Source organism: Psychromarinibacter sp. S121 (assembly GCF_049801035.1).
Taxonomy (GTDB): domain Bacteria; phylum Pseudomonadota; class Alphaproteobacteria; order Rhodobacterales; family Rhodobacteraceae; genus Psychromarinibacter.
The window spans coordinates 414329-433750 of the sequence record NZ_JBNAGE010000004.1; the positions used below are offsets into that span (position 1 = coordinate 414329).

General features: G+C 67.5%; 20 protein-coding genes. 14 read left to right on the top strand and 6 right to left on the bottom strand.

Going from position 1 to position 19422, the window contains the following annotated elements; all coding sequences use genetic code 11:
- The first annotated feature begins 21 nt into the window (after positions 1-21).
- The 9 genes from cobW (at position 22) to ACP156_RS20530 (ending at position 9633) form a co-directional block, all read left to right on the top strand.
- Entirely contained in the window at positions 22-1110 is a 1089-nt protein-coding gene (gene cobW, locus ACP156_RS20490) for a cobalamin biosynthesis protein CobW (protein ID WP_425053239.1), read from the top strand.
- Positions 1107-1559: a GNAT family N-acetyltransferase gene (locus ACP156_RS20495; protein ID WP_425053240.1), complete on the top strand. Its 453-nt coding sequence runs from the start codon at positions 1107-1109 to the stop codon at positions 1557-1559. The genes cobW and ACP156_RS20495 overlap by 4 nt, the downstream gene beginning before the upstream one ends.
- 66 nt (positions 1560-1625) lie before the next feature.
- The gene (cobN, locus tag ACP156_RS20500) at positions 1626-5351 is read left to right on the top strand and encodes a cobaltochelatase subunit CobN (RefSeq protein ID WP_425053241.1); all 3726 of its coding nucleotides are present in this window, start codon (positions 1626-1628) and stop codon (positions 5349-5351) included.
- Entirely contained in the window at positions 5348-5767 is a 420-nt protein-coding gene (locus tag ACP156_RS20505; protein ID WP_425053242.1) for a GNAT family N-acetyltransferase, read from the top strand. The genes cobN and ACP156_RS20505 overlap by 4 nt, the downstream gene beginning before the upstream one ends.
- A 99-nt stretch (positions 5768-5866) precedes the next feature.
- On the top strand, positions 5867-7081 hold the full coding sequence (locus ACP156_RS20510; protein WP_425053243.1) for a TsoY family (seleno)protein: 1215 nt from the start codon (positions 5867-5869) through the stop codon (positions 7079-7081).
- A gap of 55 nt (positions 7082-7136) precedes the next feature.
- Positions 7137-7619, top strand: coding sequence for a GNAT family N-acetyltransferase (locus ACP156_RS20515; RefSeq protein WP_425053244.1), 483 nt, complete (start codon positions 7137-7139; stop codon positions 7617-7619).
- Entirely contained in the window at positions 7616-8251 is a 636-nt protein-coding gene (cobO, locus tag ACP156_RS20520; RefSeq protein ID WP_425053245.1) for a cob(I)yrinic acid a,c-diamide adenosyltransferase, read from the top strand. Before ACP156_RS20515 ends, cobO begins: the two co-directional genes overlap by 4 nt.
- 165 nt (positions 8252-8416) lie before the next feature.
- Complete coding sequence (locus tag ACP156_RS20525) at positions 8417-9025, top strand: HupE/UreJ family protein (RefSeq protein ID WP_425053246.1); 609 nt, start codon at positions 8417-8419, stop codon at positions 9023-9025.
- Positions 9022-9633, top strand: coding sequence for a hypothetical protein (locus ACP156_RS20530; protein ID WP_425053247.1), 612 nt, complete (start codon positions 9022-9024; stop codon positions 9631-9633). The genes ACP156_RS20525 and ACP156_RS20530 overlap by 4 nt, the downstream gene beginning before the upstream one ends.
- A 4-nt stretch (positions 9634-9637) precedes the next feature.
- Here ACP156_RS20530 and ACP156_RS20535 read toward each other — a convergent pair whose 3' ends face one another.
- A complete protein-coding gene (locus ACP156_RS20535; protein ID WP_425053248.1) occupies positions 9638-11296 on the bottom strand; it encodes a thiamine pyrophosphate-binding protein in 1659 nt (552 codons plus the stop codon).
- Positions 11297-11419: 123 nt separating this feature from the next.
- Between ACP156_RS20535 and ACP156_RS20540 the strand changes: the two genes are divergently transcribed.
- Positions 11420-11983, top strand: a complete 564-nt coding sequence (locus tag ACP156_RS20540; protein WP_425053249.1) for an NADPH-dependent FMN reductase — start codon at positions 11420-11422, stop codon at positions 11981-11983.
- A 31-nt stretch (positions 11984-12014) separates the two neighbouring features.
- Positions 12015-12314, top strand: a complete 300-nt coding sequence (locus ACP156_RS20545) for a hypothetical protein (protein ID WP_425053250.1) — start codon at positions 12015-12017, stop codon at positions 12312-12314.
- Here the strand turns inward: ACP156_RS20545 and ACP156_RS20550 are convergent.
- Both ACP156_RS20550 and ACP156_RS20555 read right to left on the bottom strand, forming a co-directional pair.
- On the bottom strand, positions 12311-13048 hold the full coding sequence (locus ACP156_RS20550; protein ID WP_425053251.1) for a TSUP family transporter: 738 nt from the start codon (positions 13046-13048) through the stop codon (positions 12311-12313). The two genes, ACP156_RS20545 and ACP156_RS20550, sit on opposite strands and share 4 nt — an antisense overlap.
- Entirely contained in the window at positions 13041-13433 is a 393-nt protein-coding gene (locus tag ACP156_RS20555; protein WP_425053252.1) for a VOC family protein, read from the bottom strand. The genes ACP156_RS20550 and ACP156_RS20555 overlap by 8 nt, the downstream gene beginning before the upstream one ends.
- A gap of 39 nt (positions 13434-13472) precedes the next feature.
- On the opposite strand from ACP156_RS20555, the gene ACP156_RS20560 reads away from it, so the two are divergent.
- Entirely contained in the window at positions 13473-14321 is an 849-nt protein-coding gene (locus tag ACP156_RS20560) for an acyl dehydratase (protein ID WP_425053253.1), read from the top strand.
- Here the strand turns inward: ACP156_RS20560 and ACP156_RS20565 are convergent.
- A complete protein-coding gene (locus ACP156_RS20565) occupies positions 14318-15364 on the bottom strand; it encodes an NAD(P)/FAD-dependent oxidoreductase (protein ID WP_425053254.1) in 1047 nt (348 codons plus the stop codon). The two genes, ACP156_RS20560 and ACP156_RS20565, sit on opposite strands and share 4 nt — an antisense overlap.
- Before the next feature lie 48 nt (positions 15365-15412).
- Here ACP156_RS20565 and mnmD point away from each other — a divergent pair, with 48 nt between their 5' ends.
- Positions 15413-16087 (top strand): tRNA (5-methylaminomethyl-2-thiouridine)(34)-methyltransferase MnmD, encoded by a 675-nt coding sequence (gene mnmD / locus ACP156_RS20570; RefSeq protein ID WP_425053255.1) that lies wholly within the window; start codon positions 15413-15415, stop codon positions 16085-16087.
- Positions 16084-16977: a DMT family transporter gene (locus tag ACP156_RS20575; protein WP_425053256.1), complete on the top strand. Its 894-nt coding sequence runs from the start codon at positions 16084-16086 to the stop codon at positions 16975-16977. The genes mnmD and ACP156_RS20575 overlap by 4 nt, the downstream gene beginning before the upstream one ends.
- Positions 16978-17004: 27 nt before the next feature.
- Here the strand turns inward: ACP156_RS20575 and ACP156_RS20580 are convergent, their stop codons facing one another.
- Both ACP156_RS20580 and mutY read right to left on the bottom strand, forming a co-directional pair.
- The gene (locus ACP156_RS20580) at positions 17005-18138 is read right to left on the bottom strand and encodes an alkane 1-monooxygenase (protein ID WP_425053257.1); all 1134 of its coding nucleotides are present in this window, start codon (positions 18136-18138) and stop codon (positions 17005-17007) included.
- Between the two features lie 175 nt (positions 18139-18313).
- Positions 18314-19366 (bottom strand): A/G-specific adenine glycosylase, encoded by a 1053-nt coding sequence (gene mutY, locus ACP156_RS20585; RefSeq protein ID WP_425053258.1) that lies wholly within the window; start codon positions 19364-19366, stop codon positions 18314-18316.
- Positions 19367-19422: the final 56 nt, after the last annotated feature.

The window sequence follows — 19422 nt, forward strand, 5'->3', positions numbered from 1 at the left end:
ATCCCATTAACGGAGACCGCAATGCCCGCCAAGATCCCCGCCACCGTCGTTACCGGCTTTCTCGGGTCCGGCAAGACCACCCTGATCCGCCACATGCTGGCCAACGCCAACGGCCGCCGCATCGCGCTGATCATCAACGAGTTCGGCGACCTTGGCGTCGACGGCGATATCCTGAAAGGCTGCGGTGACGAGACCTGCACCGACGACGACGTGATGGAGCTGTCGAATGGCTGCATCTGCTGCACCGTGGCCGAGGATTTCGTGCCGACCCTCCAAAAGCTGCTGGACCGCGACACGCCCCCCGACCACATCGTGATCGAGACCTCGGGCCTCGCCTTGCCGCAGCCGCTGGTCCGCGCCTTCAACTGGCCCGAGATCTCCACCCGTGTCACCGTCGACGGCGTTGTCACCGTGGTCGATGGCAAGGCCGTGACCGAGGGCCGTTTCGCCCATGACGTCGCCGCCGTCGACCGTCAGCGTGCGATTGACGACAACCTCGACCACGAAACCCCGCTGTCGGAGCTGTTCGAGGACCAGATCGCCTGTGCCGACATGATCGTGGTGAACAAGACCGACCTGCTGGACACCGCCTCGGCCGAGGCGCTGGCGACGCGGCTGGGTTCCGATGCGCGCGCCGGGGTGCAGGTGGTGAAGACCTCGATGGGCGCGCTGCCGGTCGATGTCCTGCTGGGCCGTGGCCAGGCCGCCGAGACCGATATCTCTGCGCGGCACGAAGTTCACCATCACCACCATCATCATGATGACGACGAGGATGACGACCACCATCACGACCACGAACACGAGCACGGCCATGACGAATTCGACAGCTTCGTGGTGACCCGCCCGGAAATCACCGACCCCAAGGCCTTCGCCGAACAGGTGGCTCAGGTGATCCGCGCCCACGACATCCTGCGCCTCAAGGGCTTCGCCGCCGTCGCCGGCAAGCCGATGCGCCTGACGCTGCAGGCCGTGGGCCCCCGCGTCGATACCTACTTCGACCGCCCGCTTGCCGCCAGCGAGCCGCGCGAGACGAAGCTGGTGGTCATCGGCCAGGCCGGTCTGGACCGTGTCGCGATCGAAGCCGCGCTTCAGGAAACCACCCCGGCATGATCGCGGTCGAACCCGGCGACCCGCGCCACCCGCAGGCGCTCGCGTTGCTTCAGGCCAGCCACGCCCTGATGCAGGAGCTGTTCGAACCGGAGGAGAACCACTTTCTCTCGGTCGACCAGCTGTGCGGCGATGACATCCGCTTCTTCACCGCCCGCGATGGCGACGCCATCGTCGGTTGCGCCGCGCTGGCGCTGCGCGACGGCTATGGCGAGATCAAGTCGATGTTCGTTGCCGAAAGCGCGCGCGGCACCGGCGCCGCCGACGCCCTGATGCGAATGCTGGAGGACGAGGCCCGCGCCGCCGGTCTGCCGTGGCTGAAGCTCGAGACCGGCGATCTGCTGCACGCGGCCCACAAGCTTTACGCCCGCCACGGGTTCAAAACCTGCGGGCCGTTTGGCGGCTACGAAGCCAACAGCTCCAGTGTCTTCATGCAGAAGAAGCTGCCCTGACAGCGACCCACCGCCAAAACTCCCGCCCGGGGCCCCGCGCCCTGCGGCAAGCGCAAGGCCCGCCCGATGCACCTTCTCGCCGCCACCCCCGGCACCGTCGATGACAGCGAACCGGTCGACCTGAACCAGACCCCCGCCGACGTCGTCTTCCTGTCCGCCGCCGACACCGAGCTTGCGGCGCTGTCCGAAGCGCGCGGGTCGATGGCGGACGCCCCGACCCTGCGCCTTGCCAGCATCATGCACCTGCGCCACCCGATGTCGGTCGACCTGCATATCGAGGCCTGCGCAACGAAGTCCAGCCTTGTCATCGCCCGCGTCCTTGGCGGCATGGGCTACTGGCGCTACGGCGTGGAACAATACGCAGCCCACTGTCATGACGCAGGCGTTCCCCTTGCGCTGCTGCCCGGCGACGACCAACCCGACGCCGACCTGCGCCGCCTGTCCACCGTGTCCAACGCCGACTACGACGCGCTCTGGTCCTACCTCGTCGAAGGCGGGCCGGAGAACGCGGCCAACTTCCTCGCCCACACGAAACATATGCTGGACGGGTCCGATGCCCCGCCGCCCGCGAAACCGCTTCTGCGGGCGGGTCTCTACTGGCCCGGCGCCGGTCTGACCGACCTCGCCACCCTCAGCGACGCATGGCGACCCGACGCGCCCGTCGTGCCGATGATCTTCTACCGTGCACTGGTGCAGGGCGCCGGGCTGAACCCGATCAACCGGATGACGCGGTCCCTGCTGCGCGCCGGGCTGAATCCGATGCCGGTCTTCGTGGCGTCCCTGAAAGACCCGGTATCGGTCGCCACGCTGGAACACCTGTTCACCGAGGCCCCGCCCGACGTCATCCTGAACTGCACCGCCTTCGCCACCGGCACGCCGGAAGGCGGCGGCGCGGCCAACCCGCTTGCCGCACCCTTCGCCAACGCCGCGCCCGTGTTCCAGGTGGTCCTGTCCGCCATGACCGAGGAAGCGTGGGAAGACGGCCTGACCGGCCTGTCCGCCCGCGACATCGCGATGAACGTGGCTCTGCCCGAGGTCGATGGCCGCATCCTGTCCCGCGCCGTGTCCTTCAAGGGAGAGGCGTTCTTCGACGACGCCACCGAATGCCCCATCGCCACCTACCGCGCCCGCGGTGACCGGATCGACTTCGTGGCGCGGCTCGCCGCCAACTGGGCGACGCTCCGACGCACCCCCGAAGCGCAGCGCAAAACCGCCCTTGTCCTTGCCAACTACCCCAACAAGGACGGCCGCCTTGCCAACGGCGTCGGCCTCGACACCCCCGCCGGCACCGTCCATGTGCTGAACCTGCTTGCCGACGCCGGATACGACCTTGACGGCATCCCTGCCGACAGCGACGCGCTGATGCGCCGCCTGATGGACGGCCCTACCAACTGGCTCACCGACCGCGCCCACCGCGATGGGGGCGAGATCCTGCCGCTGGAAACCTATCTGGACCACTACAAGCAGCTTCCGTGGGAGGTGCGCAGCCGGATCGAAAGCCGTTGGGGCAAACCGGAAGACGACCGCTTCTTCTCTTCCCAAATACCTGCCGCGCAGCGAGCCGCCGAAGGCGGCTTTCACCTTTCGATCCACCGGTTCGGCAACGTGGTGATAGGCCTTCAGCCCGCGCGCGGCTACAACATCGACCCGACCGAAACCTACCATTCGCCGGACCTCGTCCCGCCACACAACTACCTCGCCTTCTACATCTGGCTGCGCGATCACTGGGGCGCGCAGGCCATCGTGCACATGGGCAAGCACGGCAACCTCGAATGGCTGCCCGGCAAGGCGCTGGCGCTGTCGGACCAGTGCCTGCCCGAGGCGGTGCTTGGCCCGGTGCCGCATATCTACCCGTTCATCGTCAACGACCCCGGCGAGGGCACCCAGGCCAAGCGCCGCGCGCAGGCGGTGATCGTCAACCACCTGACCCCGCCGCTGACCCGCGCCGAGACCTACGGGCCGCTGAAGGACCTTGAAGCGCTCGTCGACGAATATTTCGAAGCCGCCGGCGTCGACCCCCGCCGCATCGCGCATCTGCGGCGCGAGATCCTGTCGCTGACCTCGGCCACCGGGATCGACAGCGATGCGGGGATGACCGGCGATGACGAAGAGACCGACCTTGCGAAACTCGACGCCTACCTGTGCGAGCTGAAAGAGGCGCAGATCCGCGACGGGCTGCATATCTTCGGGCAGTCGCCGACCGGGCAGCAGGAACGCGATCTGGCCATCGCTCTGGCGCGCACGCCGCGGGGTGACGGAAAAGGCACAGACGCGTCTTTGCTGCGCGCGTTGTCGTCGGATCTCGGCTTGACCGTGGATCCGCTCGATTGCGACATGGCGGCCCCGGTCGCCGAAACTCCAAAGGCGCTGGTTCGGCTGTCACCGGACCCTTGGCGCACGAACGGCGATACGGTGGAGCGTCTGGAACTGCTCGCCCAGACGCTCCTGCGGGAGGAGGGACAGGACGCCGGACCGCAGGCACCGGGACCGGCCTCGGCCCTTGTTCTTGAGGAAATCGAAACCCGCCTGCGCCCCGCCCTCGCCGCGTGCGGCGACGCAGAGGGTCAGGCGCTGCTGACCGCATTGTCCGGGAGGTTCGTTGCCCCCGGTCCATCCGGCGCGCCGACGCGCGGGCGGCCCGACGTGCTGCCGACGGGGCGCAATTTCTTCTCGGTCGACAGCCGCGCGGTGCCGACGCAGGCCGCCTGGGCGCTGGGATGGAAATCCGCGAACCTGCTGATCGACCGCCACCTTCAGGACAACGGCGACTGGCCGCGCGCCATGCTTGTGACCGCGTGGGGCACTGCGAACATGCGCACCGGCGGCGACGACATCGCCCAAGGTCTCGCGCTGATGGGCGTAAAGCCCACGTGGGACGCCGCCAGCCGCCGCGTCACGGGGTACGAGATCATCCCGCACACCGCCCTTGGCCGCCCCCGGGTCGACGTCACCCTGCGCGTTTCGGGCTTCTTCCGCGACGCCTTCCCGCACCAGATCGCGCTGTTCGACAAGGCGGCCCGCGCGGTCATGGCGCTGGACGAACCCGACGACATGAACCCCGCCGCCGCCCGCGCCCGGACCGAGGGCGCCGGTGGGCAGCACCGCGTCTTCGGTTCGAAACCGGGGGCTTATGGCGCGGGACTGCAGGCGCTGATCGACGAACGGATCTGGAACGACACCGCCGATCTGGCCGAGGCCTACCTGACATGGGGCAGCTACGCCTACGGCGAGGGCGCCGAGGGCACGCCTGCCCGCGATGCGCTGGAAAAGCGGCTGGGTCAGGCCGAGGCCATCGTCCAGAACCAGGACAACCGCGAACACGACCTGCTGGACAGCGACGATTATTACCAGTTCGAGGGCGGCGCGGCAGCTGCCGTGCAGCACCTTCAGGGACAGGCGCGTCCGGTCTATCACAACGACCATTCCCGCCCGGAACGTCCGGTGATCCGCACGCTGGACGAAGAAATCGGCCGCGTCGTGCGCTCGCGTGTCGTGAACCCGAAGTGGATCGAGGGCGTCAAGCGCCATGGCTACAAAGGCGCGTTCGAGATCGCGGCGACGGTCGATTACCTTTTCGCCTTCGCCGCCACCACCGGCGCGGTGCGCGACCATCACTTCGACCTCGTGCATGCGGCATTCCTTGAGGACGAGGCGACCCGGGACTTCATCGCGGACCACAACGCGCCCGCGCTGCGCGAGATTGCCGACCGGTTGCAGGAGGCAATGGATCGTGGTCTGTGGACCCCCCGGTCCAACTCGGCCCGTGGACTGCTGGAAAGGTTGCGCCAATGAGCCTTGAGATCCGGAACACCACCGCTGCAAGGACCGAGACCGCCACGCGCGTCGAAAACCTGCTCGACGCGGATTCCGATGCGAAAGGCCTGCCCTTCGTGATCGACAACATGGCGTTCGAAGCTTGGGACGGCGACGTGTTCCTCGGCGGGATTACCGCCCGGATGACGCAGGGCTGGGCCTATGTCACCCTGCTTGCGGTGTCCGAGGCCGCCCGCGGCCGTGGCATCGGGCAGCAACTGATCGGGCGCATCGAGGCAGAAGTGCGCGATCGCGGCGCCACCGGCATCTGGCTGGACACCTACTCGTTTCAGGCGCCCGACTTCTATCGCAAGCTTGGCTTCGAGGAATTCGGGTCTCTGGATGACACGCCCACCGGGCACAGCCGCCACTTCTTCCGCAAACGGCTCGACTGACCGCCGCGCCCCCCGTGGCACGGCAGTTTGACGCAGATCAATGTAACGCGGCCCGGGCTTCCTATATTCACATTCATGAATATGAATATGGAGGCTCCAATGGCCATCTCGTCACACCGTCCGGCGGACATCTATTCGCCGCTCTACTTCCTCGCCGCGCTGGGTGCGGGCGGGCTTGCCGTCACCTTTTTCATGTACCTGATGTTCTGGGTGCCGCATCCCGGTCGTCCGGTCCCGATCTTCGAGGACATCGCCGCCGCCTTTTCCACCGGCGGTCCGACCACCCAGGGCATGATCGTGATCGCCATGGCCGGGATCGCCGTCTTCGCCGTGCTGCACTTCAAATCGCTGATCTGGAACCTGCGCCAGTATGCCGCGCTGCGTAAGACGGAAGCCTTCGCCAAGCTGAAGAACTCGAACGCCGAAACCCAGCTTCTTGCCATGCCGCTGGCGCTGGCGATGGGCGTCAACGCGGGTTTCATCCTTGGGCTGGTCTTCGTGCCGGGGCTGTGGGGGATCGTCGAGTATCTCTTCCCCTTCGCCATGATCGCCTTCCTCGCCATCGGCGTCATTGCGCTGCGGATGATCGGAGATTTCCTTGGCCGCGTGCTCGCCAAGGGCGGCCTGTTCGACATGACCGCGCACAATAGCTTTGCGCAGTTGCTGCCCGCCTTCTCTCTGACCATGGTCGCCGTCGGTTTCGCCGCGCCCGCCGCAATGAGCACGACCCCGCTGGTTCAGGGCATCAGCCTGATCGGCTCGACCTTCTTCGGGATGGCCGGCATCGTTTATGCGATCGTCGCCGCGATCACCGGCTTCAACGCGATGCTGCACTATGGCACCGCCCGCGAATCCGGCCCGACGCTGATGATCATCGTGCCGCTGCTGACCGTTCTGGGCATCATGTTCCTGCGGCAGGACCACGGTCTGCACGTTTCGTTCGACGGCCACACCACGCCCGCCGACACGCTGGTCTTTTTGACCCGGATGCTGGCGGTGCAGGTCGTCTTCCTGCTGCTGGGGCTCGCGGTCATGAAACGTCAGGGCTATCTGTCGGCCTTCGTCTTCGGCACCGAGGCGTCTCCCGGCTCTTACGCGCTGGTCTGCCCCGGCGTCGCGATGAGCGTCATGCTGCACTTCTGGATCAACAAGGGCCTCGTCGCCAATGGTCTCGTCGCCAAGTTCTCGGCCGGGTACTGGGGGCTGACCGCCATCGCGCTGGCCTTCCAGCTTGCGATGATCTGGCTGGTGTTCCGCCTGAACCGGCGGCACTTCGGCCAGCCGCGCGGCGGCGTCGCCTTGCCGGCGGAATAGCGCAAACCCCTCTTTAGGCTTGAAGAACGTTAAAATCGGGTGTCCTCTGTCTGGTATGGCAGAGGGCACCCCATTCCGTGCGGCGGACCCCTACGACTGGCACGCGATTCTGATGCTGATCCAGTACGAGTTCGCCTATATGCAGGGCCGGATCGATCCGCCCTCGTCGATGCACGGCCTGACCGAGGCTTTGATCGCCGAACAGGCACGGCTGGGCGAGGTCTGGGTAATCGAGGACAACAACCGCCCCGTGGCCTGCGCCTTCCTCACGGCGAAGCCCAGCGCGATGTATATCGGCAAGCTGGCCGTCGCCGCCTCGCACCGGGGGCGGGGGCTGGCGCGCAAGCTTGTCGCGGTGGCCGAAACCCGCGCCCGGGAACTGGCGCTGCCCGTCCTGATGCTGCAGACCCGCGTCGAACTGACGGAAAACCACGCCACTTTCAACGCATTGGGGTTTGCCATCACCGGCACCACGTCCCATGAAGGGTTTGACCGCCCGACAAGCATCACCATGGAACGAGAAGTACCGGCGCAATGACGGAAGAGACCCAGACCGACGGAACCCCCGGCGACGATGGCCGCCACGCCGCCAAGATGGCGAAGAAGAAGGCCGCCCGCGACAAGATCATGTCGACCAAGACCGAAGAGAAGGGTCTGATCGTCGTCCACACCGGCAAGGGCAAGGGCAAGTCGACCGCCGCCTTCGGAATGATCTTCCGCTGTATCGCCCACGGCATGCCGTGCGCCGTGGTGCAGTTCATCAAGGGCGGCATGTCCACCGGCGAGCGCGACCTGATCGAAAGCCGATTCTCGGACGTCTGCCAGTTCCACACCATGGGCGAGGGCTTTACCTGGGAAACGCAGGACCGGTCCCGCGATATCGAGATGGCGCAGGCCGCGTGGGCCAAGGCGAAAGAACTGATCCGCGATCCGGCGAACCGGATGGTGCTGCTGGACGAGATCAACATCGCGCTGCGGTACGACTACATCGACATCGCCGAGGTCGTGGCGTTCCTTCAGACCGAAAAACCAGAGATGACCCATGTCGTCCTGACCGGCCGCAATGCCAAGGACGAGCTGATCGAGATCGCCGATCTCGTCACCGAGATGGAGCTGGTCAAGCACCCGTTCCGGTCCGGCATCAAGGCGCAGATCGGTGTCGAGTTCTAGCGCATCGCGCTATTCTCGGGTACCGGTAACCCGACCCAGCGCCGGGCTGTTCCGGCGGCGAGGCAGATCCAAAACCCCGAACCGTGCGTAACCCCTATGATGGTGCCGGTAAAATACCGGGCCGGGCGGCGTCTGCGCGGTCCACGATATGAAACGGAGAACCACATGCCTCATAGTCCGCTCACACGCACTACACTGACCCGGGCCGCCCTTGGCGTTGCCCTTGCCTTGGTCGCCAGCGCCGCCGCAGCCCATACCGGCGAAGGCGTGACCGGCGGCTTCCTGTCGGGCTTCACGCATCCGATCCTCGGCTGGGACCACGTGATCGCCATGGTCGCCGTTGGCCTGTGGGGCGCCTTCCTCGGCGCGCCCGCGATCTGGCTTCTGCCGATCGTCTTCCCGCTGGTCATGGCCTTCGGCGGCGCGCTTGGCGTCATGGGCATTCCGATCCCGGCGGTCGAGACCGGTATCGCGCTGTCCGGCGTCGTGCTTGGCCTGCTGATCGCCTTCGCCGTGAAGGCCGAGCTGTGGATCGCCGCAGTGATCGTCGCCATCTTCGCGATCTTCCATGGCCACGCGCACGGCACCGAGCTGCCCGAAGCCGCCAACCCCTTCGCCTACGCGGTGGGCTTCGTGATCGGCACCGGGCTTTTGCACCTGTGCGGCATCGCGCTGGGCCTGCTGACGAAACTGCCGTGGGGCACCTACGCGATCCGCGCGGCCGGCGTGGTCATCGCGGCCATCGGTGGAGCCTTCCTCGCCGGCATCGCATGAGGCGCATCGCGCCACTTCTGATCCTGTTCGCGCTGCGCCCCGACCCGGGCGCGGCGCATGCGTTCGAGGGCGGGTCCGGCATCTACGACCAGTTCACGCAAGGCGTGGCCGTGGCGCTTACGGCGCCGTCCATCGTTCTGTGCCTGCTGCCGTTGGGGATACTCGTCGGCGGGTGGCGCAGCGACGGGATGCTCGCGGTGTGGCCGTGGTTGCTTGCCGGACAGGCGGCGGGCCTTTTCCTTGCACCCCTGATGCCGCCGGAAATAACCGCCGCCGCACTGGCGCTCGGCCTTGTCACCGGCGCGCTCGCGGCCCTGAAGCCGGACCCGCCATCACCGGTTCCGCAGGGTTTCGCCGCGCTGACAGGGCTGCTCGCCACGATGTCCAGCTTCGAGGGCCACGCCCTGTTCGAGCTGCCGCTGGGCGTCCACGCCGGACTGATCTTCGGCGCAAACGTCGCCGTCGCCGCGCCAGCCGCGCTCGTCGCTTCCACGCTCGAACGCTGGCCCCGCGACTGGCTGAGCATCGGCTGGCGCGTCGCGGCAAGCTGGCTCGCCGCGATTTGCGCATTGGTGCTGGCCTTCGAGATGCGGCCCTTGCTTACCTGACGCCTTACGCCATCGCGGCGGCGCGGACCTCGCTGACGGTCTGGCCGGTGGTCAGCATCTCGGGGTCCAGCTTCAGTTCGATCACCGCCAAGGTGCCCGATGCGATTGCGGCCTCAAGCGCGGCCGGAAACTCTGCGTCGCTCTCCACCGTCACGCCAAACCCGCCATAGGCCCGAGCCAGGGCGGCGAAGTCGGGGCTGTGGCATTCGGTCCCCGAGACGCGGCCGGGATAGGTCTTTTCCTGATGCATCCGAATTGTGCCGTACTTGCCGTTGTTCGCGACCACCACGATGGGCTTCGCGCCGTACTGCATCGCGGTCGACATTTCGTTCAGCGTCATCTGGAAACAGCCGTCGCCCGCCATGCAGATCACGACGCGGTCCGGGTACTGCAACGAGGCCGCGACCGCCGCCGGAAAGCCGTAGCCCATCGAACCCGAAGTCGGCGCGACCTGCGTTGGATAGCTGCGGAAGCGATAGTAGCGATGCAGGAACGCGGCATAGTTCCCCGCCCCGTTGGTCACCATCGCGTCGTCCGGCAGGTTGTTCGACATCCAGTGCAGCGCCTGTTCCAGCTTCACCGCGCCGGGCGTCTCTTTCGGGGTCTGCCATGCCTCGTAGTCGGCGCGAGCGGCGGCGGTCCAGTCGGCCCAGTCCCCGGCCTTGGGTGCCTGCGCCAGCTTGGCTACGACATCGGCGGTCTGTGCCGTCACCGCCAGATCGCAGCGATAGACCGAGCCCGGAGTGTCCGGGTCGGGATGCACATGCGCGATCGGCGGCACCGGACCCGCCGGATCCCACAGCTCATACCCTTGCGTGACGCAGTCGCCGATCCGGCTGCCCAGCACCAGAAGCGCGTCAGCCTCGCGCGCGCGCGCCAGCAGCTTGGGGTTCGCCCCAACGCCAAGGTCGCCCGCGTAGACGGGCGAGCGGTTGTCGATGAAGTCCTGCCGACGGAAGGCCACGGTAACCGGCACGCCCTGCGCCTCGCCGAAGGTCCGAAGATCGCGGGCGGCCTGCTCTGACCAGCCCGGGCCACCGGCGATCACCAGCGGCTTCTTCGCCTTGCCGAGGAAATCCAGCAGCGCCTGCACCTGCGCGTCCGACACGCCCGCCGAGGGCGTCGCGGTCGGCGGCAGGTCGGGAACTTCCGCCGTCGAGGACAGCATGTCCTCGGGCAGCGCCAGCACCACCGGGCCGGGGCGGCCCGACATCGCGACATGGAAGGCGCGGTTGATGTATTCGGGGATGCGCTCGACCTGGTCGATCTCGGTCACCCACTTGGCAACCGTGCCGAACATCGCGCGATAATCGACTTCCTGAAAGGCGCCACGGTCGCGGTGGTTCCGCGCGATCTGGCCGACGAACAGGATCATCGGCGTCGAGTCCTGCTGTGCCACGTGAACACCTGCCGAGGCATTCGTTGCTCCCGGCCCGCGCGTCACGAAAGCGATGCCGGGCCGTCCCGTCATCTTGCCCATCGCATCGGCCATCATTGCCGCGCCGCCCTCGTGACGGCAGACGATGTTCTGAATTCCGCTTTCGTACAGCCCATCGAGCGCGGCTAGAAAGCTCTCGCCCGGCACCGAGAACACGCGGCTCACGCCATGCGCCGCCAGCGCATCCGTAAGTATCCGTCCGCCGTGTCTGATCTCCTGCCCCATGTCGTCCTCCTGTCCTCGGTTGGCGCCACCATTTCACCGGCCTGCCGGAACGGCAAGCAGTTGCCCCGCGCCGGGCGCGCCTTATCATCCGCTTCATAACCCCGGCCCGGACAGGAACCCTTCATGGCGGACTACAAGCTACTTGGCATCTCGGGCGCGCTGCGCGCCGGCTCGACCAACCGCAAGCTTCTGGCAGAGGCGTTTCGCCTGTTCGGCGCGGCGGACGTGACCATCGCCGACCTGCGTCTGCCGCTTTACGACGGCGACCTCGAAGAGGCCGAAGGCGTGCCTGCCGCCGCGCAGACCCTGTCGGACCAGATCGCCGGGGCGGACGGCGTCGTGATCTCCAGCCCGGAATACAACCGTGCCGTGACCGGGGTGATCAAGAACGCGCTCGACTGGGTCAGCCGCACCAAGGGCGGGCCGTGGGCGAACAAGCCGGTCGCGGTGATGTCCGCCAACGATGGCCGCGCCGGGGGCGAGGTCGGACAGTACATGCTGCGCCACGCGCTGACGCCGTTCCGCCCGCGCATCGTGCCGGGACCGTTCATCGCGGTGGCGGACTCGTCGAACGCCTTCGACGACGATGGCCGGCTGGTGTCCGACCGCTACGCGAAATCGGTCGAGACGCTGATGCAGGCACTCAAATCGGAGATCGACATGCTGCGAGGGAACCCGCAGGCCTGATCGCGCGTTCGTGAGGTGGGCGCGCATCGGCGTGCCTTTCCCCACGGGCTCGAAAGGCACCGAAGGCATGACGACCAAGGCCGGGTCCGGCCCCGCTTCCCTTATCCGCGAAATCGTTGCAGTCGCCGCGTTCGGCGCGCTGTTCCTTGCCGGGAACCATAGCGGCAACGAACGCTCTCCCGCCGGGTTCTCGCCGCTGGTTCTCGACTGGCCCGTCGCTTTGGGCGGCGCGGCCTATGCGGGCCCCGCCACGACCGAAACGCGCGCGTCTCGGCTGGCCGTCCACCCGCTGTCCGTCCGGGCGGGCACGGTCGAGGCTCTGACCCGCTAAAGTATCTGCTTCAGCAGCAGCACCGTCGCCGCAAGTCCCGCCAACGTCAGCGCGTAGGGCCGGATGCTGGCCCGCGCCACCCGTCGCGCAATCGGGCGCGAGGCGCGGATCGCGACCAGCGAAACCGGCAGCAGAGTCACCGCCAGAACGACGTGAGGCCAGCGCACAAGCCCCGCCACGGCAAGCGAGGCGATGGACACCACCATGCCCCACGCAAAAAAGGTATTCTGCATCGCCGCCGACCGGCGCTGTTCTTCGTGCTGATACAACAGCGCCATCGGCGGCGCGCCCACCGCCGTCAGCGTTCCCATCAGCCCCGCAACGACTCCGGCCGGGAACAGCGTGGCGGGCCGGATCTCGACCCGCACACCCAGAAGCGACAGGGCGATCCCGAGATAAACGACCAGAGCCACGACCGCCGAGAAGGCCGCCGCGTCGGGCAGCGCCAGCGCGATCAGGGTCGCGAGCACCGCGCCCACCGCGCGGCCCGCGAAACCTGCGGGCAATTCGTCCCGCGCGACCGCGCCCCGGTCGAAGGCGGTCGCGCCGAGCCCTACCGCCGTACCAAGCAGCAACAGGGCGGCGGGCAGGAATTCCGGCGCCACCAGCGCGATGATCGGAGCAGCGACCATGCCAAAGCCCTGCCCGGTCAGCCGTTGCAGGAAGGTGCCGCAAAACACGGCGAAGGCGCAGACCAGCCAAGCCCCAAGGCCCAGCGCCGCAACCTCAGCCACGCACGGAGATTTCGATCAGGTTGCCGTCCGGGTCACGCACGTAGACCGAGGTCAAAGGCCCGGTCGCGCCGGTCCGTGCCACGGGGCCGTCGACAAGCGGAATGCGGTGTCGGTCGAAATGCTCGACCCAGGTTTCAAGCTGCACTTCGGTCAGGAAACACAGGTCAGCCGTCCCCGGCGCGGCCTTGATTGCACGCGGCTCGAACTCGGCTCCGGCCTGATGCAAATTGATCTTCTGTTCGCCGAACGAAAGCGCCATGCGCTCGCCGCCTTCGGCGTCGTGGAACGGCGCCGGCATCATGCCCAGCACGTCCCGATAGAATGTGACCGTCCGGTCGATGTCCTCGACGGTCAGAACAAGATGGTCGAGCGCTATAACTGACAATTGTCAAATTCCTTCCATGCCATGTAGGTTTTCACCGACATGCACGAGAGCATCGGCAGAACCCAGACCTTCATGTGCGGCCTCGACCCGGCCCGCGCGACCGCGCTGCATCTTGCGCTCGGTCGTCCCGGCGCGCCGCCGGGACTGGGCGACCCGATGCCCGCCTTCTGGCACCAGATTTATTTCTGGGACCCTCAAAGTCCAGCAGCACTTGGCCGCGACGGGCACCCGGCGACCGGCCCCGGGCTGATCCCGAACCTTGGTCTGCCGATGCGGATGTGGGCCGGAGGGCAGCTTTTGTTCCACTCGGCACCGGTGCTTGGGCACCCGGCCGAGAAGACCAGCACCGTCGAGCGCGCCGAGGTGAAAGAGGGGCGGACCGGGCGGCTGGGTTTCGTCACCCTGCGGCATGACATCGTTCAGGACGGCAGGCTGTGCATCACCGAGCGGCAGGACCTTGTCTATCGCGACCCGCCCGACCAGCGCGCGAACGTGGCGCCACCTAAAGCCGAGGGGCGCGAATTTCTTGCTCTCGAACAGCGCTTCGACCCTGTGCTTCTGTTCCGCTATTCCGCCCTGACGCTGAACGGGCACCGCATCCACTACGACGCGGACTATGCCCGGGACGTCGAGGGCTATTCCGGGCTGGTGGTGCACGGGCCGCTCTTGGCCCAATGCGCCCTGTCGATGGCCGAGGATCTGCTGGGCCCGCTCAGCGCCTTCAGCTTCCGCGCCCGGTCGCCGGTCACGGTCGACGAAGCCGTGTATTTCTGCCTGACGGGCGAGCGGAAGATGCTGGTGCGCACGGCGGAAGGGCGGCTTTGCATGGACATCGAGTTCACGCGCGTGAACTGGCACATCCCGCTGGATCTGGGCGCCGAGGCTTAGAGACTGTCCTCGACCCGGAATCCCTCGGGGATCGTATCGCGTCCTTCCAGCACCAGATCGGCCATGACCTCGCCCACCTTGGGCGCCATGCCGAAACCGATCTTGAAGCCGCCGTTGGCGATGAAATGCCCCTCGCGATCCGGCCACGCCCCGAGCATGGGCGCGCGACTGCGCGCGCGTGGACGAACGCCGGCCCACCGGAACGTCTCGGGTGCGTCGCGCAGGGGCGGAAACACGGCCCGCGCCTTCTCGATCAGCGCGTCGCATTGGTCGTCCGTCGACTCGGGATCGTCGAAGTCCCGCTCGCTGGTCGACCCGACTGCAACCGTGCCGTTGTGATGCGGCACGATGTGAAGGCCGTCCGCGAAGATCTGCGGCCGGTCGGCGGCATCGAGTTTGAACTCGACGGCCTGCCCCTTCACGCCGGTTCCCACGCTACGGCCCAGCGCCTGCGACAGTTCGGCCAGACCCTCGTAGCCGGTGGCCCAGACGACTTTGCCCCGCGCGGGCATCGGATCGTAGGACAGCCGCGCACCATGCGCGTTGTAGGCGGCCCACCACAGGCTGGCGCAGGCGCCGCGCGGGCTGGCGCGGGCGGTCAGGCTGTCCCAGACGTACAGGCCGGTGGGGCTTTCGGGCCGCCAGTCCCCCGCCTCGGCGGCGTCGATCACCCGCCATTCCGCCGCGTCGCCCCAAAGCTCGGCCGCCGTGACTTCGCGCTGGCGGGCCAGTTCCACCGCACGGTCGTCGGCCAGCGGCTGCACCCGGCCAAGCCGGGCATAGCCGGAAGACACGTTCGATTCCGCCTCGACCCGAGCCCAGAAGGCCGGCTGCATCAGAAGGCTTTCAAGCTGGAACTGCTTCTTCGGGTTCCAGTTCTCGGGCACGTGCGGCGCAAGCGCGCCGACGATGCCGCCCGAGGAACCGGCGGCAAGGCAGCGCGTCTCGATCACCTGCACTTTCGCGCCACGACGGGCGCAGGCATAGGCCACCGAGACGCCGAAGATCCCGGCCCCCATCACGGTCACGTCCGCCATTGCCATTGCCCGTTCCCTTCCGCATTGTCGCGCCGAATCCGCTAGGCCCTTCAAATGCAGACCCCCGATCCATCCGCAACCCTTTGGCGCGACGGCGCGGTGCCCGTGTCGGCCCGGTTCGACGATCCGTACTATTCGCTGGATAACGGACTGGCAGAGACGCGCCATGTCTTTCTGGACGGCAACGACCTTCCGGCGCGGTTCCGCGAAGGGTTCCACATCGCCGAACTGGGGTTCGGCACCGGACTGAACATGCTGACCGCGCTTCAGGCGTGGCGCGCGTCGGGCGCCACCGGCCCGCTGCGCTTTACCAGCTTCGAGGCGTTCCCCCTGCCCGCCGCCGACCTGTCGCGCGCGCTGGCCTCTTTTCCGGAACTGGGCGAACTCGCAGCGCCGCTGGTGACGGCTTGGGAGCGTGGCGAGACCGTGATCGAGACCGGCGGCCTGCGCGCCGAGGTCGTCATCGGCGACGCGCGCGAAACGCTTTCGGCATGGAACGGCGCGGCGGACGCGTGGTTTCTGGATGGCTTCTCGCCCGCAAAGAACCCCGAACTGTGGGAAGCGCCGCTGCTGGAACAGGTCGCGCGCCACACCGCGCCCGGCGGAACCGCCGCGACCTATACCGCCGCGGGCTTCGTCCGGCGCAACCTTGCCGACGCGGGCTTTGCCGTCGAACGCCGCCCCGGGTTCGGACGCAAGCGTCACATGACCGTGGCGCGGCTGGCATGAGCGTGCAGAACACCAAGCTCGGCATCTGGCTGATGGTGCTGACGACCTTCATCTTCGCGGTGCAGGACGGCATCTCGCGCCACCTTGCCGACAACTACAACGTCTTCATGGTGGTGATGATCCGCTACTGGTTCTTCGCGGCCTTCGTGATGACCGTCGCCTCGCGCAATGCCGGCGGACTGCGCAAAGCCGCCGCCACGACGCAACCGGTGGTGCAGGTGTTCCGGGGCATCCTGCTGGCGGGCGAGGTCTGCGTGATGGTGCTGGCCTTCACCCTGCTGGGCCTGGTCGAAAGCCACGCGATCTTCGCCTGCTACCCGCTGTTGATCGCGGCGCTGTCGGGGCCGGTGCTGGGCGAGAAAGTCGGCTGGCGCCGCTGGGCCGCGGTCGGCGCGGGCTTTGTCGGAATGCTGATCATCCTGAAGCCCGGCCTGCGGGTGTTCGAGCCGCAGGCGCTGGTCGCGCTTTGCTCGGCCGCGATGTTCGCGCTGTACGGGCTGCTGACCCGCTACGTGGCCCGCAAGGACAGCGCCGCGACCTCGTTCTTCTGGACCGGCGTCGCGGGCGCGGTGCTGATGAGCTTCGTCGGCATCTGGTTCTGGGAGCCGATGACCGGCGGCGACTGGGTCTGGATGGCGATCCTGTGCGTCACCGGCGCTGCGGGGCACTGGACGCTGATCCGGGTCTACGAGGTGGCCGAGGCGTCCTCGGTCCAGCCTTTCGCGTATTTCCAGCTGGTCTTCGCCTCGACGATGGGGGTGCTGGTGTTCGGAGAGGCCATCGAGCCGTCCACCGCCCTTGGCGCTGCGGTGATCGTCGGCGCCGGTCTGTTCGCACTGTGGCGAGAACATCAGTCGAAGAAGCGGCAGGACCGGGCCGTGGCGCGGTAACAAGCGCGCCCGGCTGGTCTGGTCCGGTCAGGCCGGGGCCGGGTTGGTGCCCTGTTTGTAGGGCGTCCAGTCTTCGATCTCGGGATAGAACCGCCTGCGCCAGTCGCGGACTTTCGGGTTCATCACGCGGCGCCACACCGGCGGGACCATCGCGACCATCGCCATCACCGGATAGCCGAAAGGCAGCTGCGGCGCTTCCTCCTCGGTATAGGTCTGCAACAGCGGAAAGCGGCGCGACGGTTTGTAGTGGTGGTCAGAGTGCCGTTGCAGGTTGATCAGCAGCCAGTTCGACGCCTTGTGCGACGCGTTCCACGAATGGCGGGGCAGCACGTGCTCGTATTTACCGCCGCCAAGGTGTTTCCGCGTCAGCCCGTAGTGTTCGACGTAGTTGGTCAGTTCCAGCTGCCAGATCGCCGAGATCGCCTGCATCAGGAAAAGGCCCAGCCCCGCCAGGCCGCCAATCGCAACCGCCAGCGCCAGCGCCGCCAGTTGCAGGACGGCATAGCGCCAGAACGGGTTCGAGCGGTGCAGCGGCCCAAGTCCCTTGCGGGCGAGCATCCGTTTCTCGGCCCGCCATGCAGAGCCGGGGCACTCGGCCAGCACCCGAAAAAAGAAGCGGTGGAAACCCTCGTTGTACTTTGCCGTCACCGCGTCCGCCGGGGTGCCCACATGGCGGTGATGGACCAGCAGGTGCTCGGTTCGGAAATGGCTGTACAGCACCGTCGCCAGAAGCAGGTCGCCCAGCCAGCGCTCGACGCGGTTCTTCTGGTGCAACAACTCGTGGGCATAGACGATCCCGACGGTGCCCGAGATGATGCCCACGTCGAAGAACAGCACCAGCTTCTCCCACGTGGCAAGGTGGCCGGTGTGGGTGGCGTACCAGATCGCCCCGTAGATCACGCAGGCCTGGATCGGGAACCAGATCATCGTGATCAGCCGATACCAGAACAGCTGGCTCTCGTCGGTTTCGGTGTCGGGGTTTTCCTCGTTCAGCCCGATGACCGCGTCAAGGACACCGTACAGCCACCACGTCCCCAGCGGCGGCAGGATCAGCGCCCAGCCGCCCTGCGTCGCCGCGACGGCGATCAGGGGGACAAGCGCCAGCGACAGCCAGAACGGCAGCGCGCTGCGTAGGTCGCCGATGGTGCGGGCAGAGGACATGCCGGGTGGCTCCGGGGTCGGGTTCCCGTGGAGCATATCCGGGGTGTAATTGGGGGGCAATCGGGGGGTGCTTCGGTGGTGGCCCCCTCCTGTCCTCCCCCCTGTTTGGGGGGAGGGAGTGCTTGGTTGGCCTACCCCGAGCCGCGAGTGTGCGGTGCGGTGCGGTGTGGCGGGCTCAGTCCAGCGCCGTGACGGCGAGGTCGTGGGCCTTGCGCATGACCGTAGGCAGCGCAGCGGGGCGGAACTCGGCACGGGGAACAAACGCGCCCCGGTCGGCGCGAATGCCTTCGGGCACCTCGGCCACGCGCAGGGCAAGCCGAAGGTGAAAATGTGTGAACGTGTGCCGCACCTCGGCGCCGACATCGCGCCATTTGGCGTCAAGCGGCGGAGCCTCGGCAGGATCGTCGTTCCACTCGCTGCCGGGCCAGCCCAGCATGCCGCCCAGCAGGCCCCGATCCGGCCGCCGCTCCAGCAGCCACGCCCCGTCCGTGCGGCGCGCAAGATAGGCATAGCCCAGCCGCGTCGGCTTGGCCTTCTTCGGGGACTTGCGCGGCAGCGTGGCCTGCATCCCCTCGGCGCGGGCGGCGCAGGGCTCGATCCACGGGCAGATACCGCAGGCGGGCGACTTGGGCGTGCAGACCGTCGCACCAAGATCCATCACCGCCTGCGCATAGTCGCCGGGCCGGTCGCTGGGCGTCAGCCTGGCCGTCAGTTCCGTCAGTTCCGGCTTCGCGGCGGGCAGCGGCGTTTCGACGAGGTGCAGCCGCGCCATCACCCGCTCGACGTTGCCATCGACCACGGCAGCCGGTTCGTCGAAGGCGATCGCGGCGATGGCCGAGGCGGTGTACGGCCCGATGCCCGGCAGCGTCAGCAGCCCTTCGCGCGTGCCGGGAAAACGGCCACCATGCTCGGACGCAACCGCGCGGGCGCATTTCAGCAGGTTCCGCGCGCGGGCGTAATAGCCAAGCCCGGCCCATTCCGCCATCACGTCGCCGTCCTCGGCGGCGGCCAGCGCCTGAACCGTGGGCCAGCGCGCCATGAAGCGGTGGAAATAATCCCTCACCGCGGCGACGGTGGTCTGTTGAAGCATGACCTCGGACATCCAGACCGCATAGGGATCGGGCCGAACGCCCTCGCGCCGCTCGGCCGGGCCGACACGCCACGGCATCACGCGGGCATGCCGGTCGTACCAATCCAGCAGGACACGGCTGAGCTGTTCGTCACGCAATCTTTATGGCTCCCCGGCAGGCTTTCGGCTGGCGTCACGCATGGCGCGCCCGTTAG

Coding starts and splice junctions, on each gene's coding strand:
- cobW (WP_425053239.1), top strand. CDS start 22: ATGCCCGCCAAGATCCCCGCCACCGTCGTTACCGGCTTTCTCGGGTCC.
- ACP156_RS20495 (WP_425053240.1), top strand. CDS start 1,107: ATGATCGCGGTCGAACCCGGCGACCCGCGCCACCCGCAGGCGCTCGCG.
- cobN (WP_425053241.1), top strand. CDS start 1,626: ATGCACCTTCTCGCCGCCACCCCCGGCACCGTCGATGACAGCGAACCG.
- ACP156_RS20505 (WP_425053242.1), top strand. CDS start 5,348: ATGAGCCTTGAGATCCGGAACACCACCGCTGCAAGGACCGAGACCGCC.
- ACP156_RS20510 (WP_425053243.1), top strand. CDS start 5,867: ATGGCCATCTCGTCACACCGTCCGGCGGACATCTATTCGCCGCTCTAC.
- ACP156_RS20515 (WP_425053244.1), top strand. CDS start 7,137: ATGGCAGAGGGCACCCCATTCCGTGCGGCGGACCCCTACGACTGGCAC.
- cobO (WP_425053245.1), top strand. CDS start 7,616: ATGACGGAAGAGACCCAGACCGACGGAACCCCCGGCGACGATGGCCGC.
- ACP156_RS20525 (WP_425053246.1), top strand. CDS start 8,417: ATGCCTCATAGTCCGCTCACACGCACTACACTGACCCGGGCCGCCCTT.
- ACP156_RS20530 (WP_425053247.1), top strand. CDS start 9,022: ATGAGGCGCATCGCGCCACTTCTGATCCTGTTCGCGCTGCGCCCCGAC.
- ACP156_RS20535 (WP_425053248.1), bottom strand. CDS start 11,296: ATGGGGCAGGAGATCAGACACGGCGGACGGATACTTACGGATGCGCTG.
- ACP156_RS20540 (WP_425053249.1), top strand. CDS start 11,420: ATGGCGGACTACAAGCTACTTGGCATCTCGGGCGCGCTGCGCGCCGGC.
- ACP156_RS20560 (WP_425053253.1), top strand. CDS start 13,473: ATGCACGAGAGCATCGGCAGAACCCAGACCTTCATGTGCGGCCTCGAC.
- ACP156_RS20565 (WP_425053254.1), bottom strand. CDS start 15,364: ATGGCAATGGCGGACGTGACCGTGATGGGGGCCGGGATCTTCGGCGTC.
- mnmD (WP_425053255.1), top strand. CDS start 15,413: ATGCAGACCCCCGATCCATCCGCAACCCTTTGGCGCGACGGCGCGGTG.
- ACP156_RS20575 (WP_425053256.1), top strand. CDS start 16,084: ATGAGCGTGCAGAACACCAAGCTCGGCATCTGGCTGATGGTGCTGACG.
- ACP156_RS20580 (WP_425053257.1), bottom strand. CDS start 18,138: ATGTCCTCTGCCCGCACCATCGGCGACCTACGCAGCGCGCTGCCGTTC.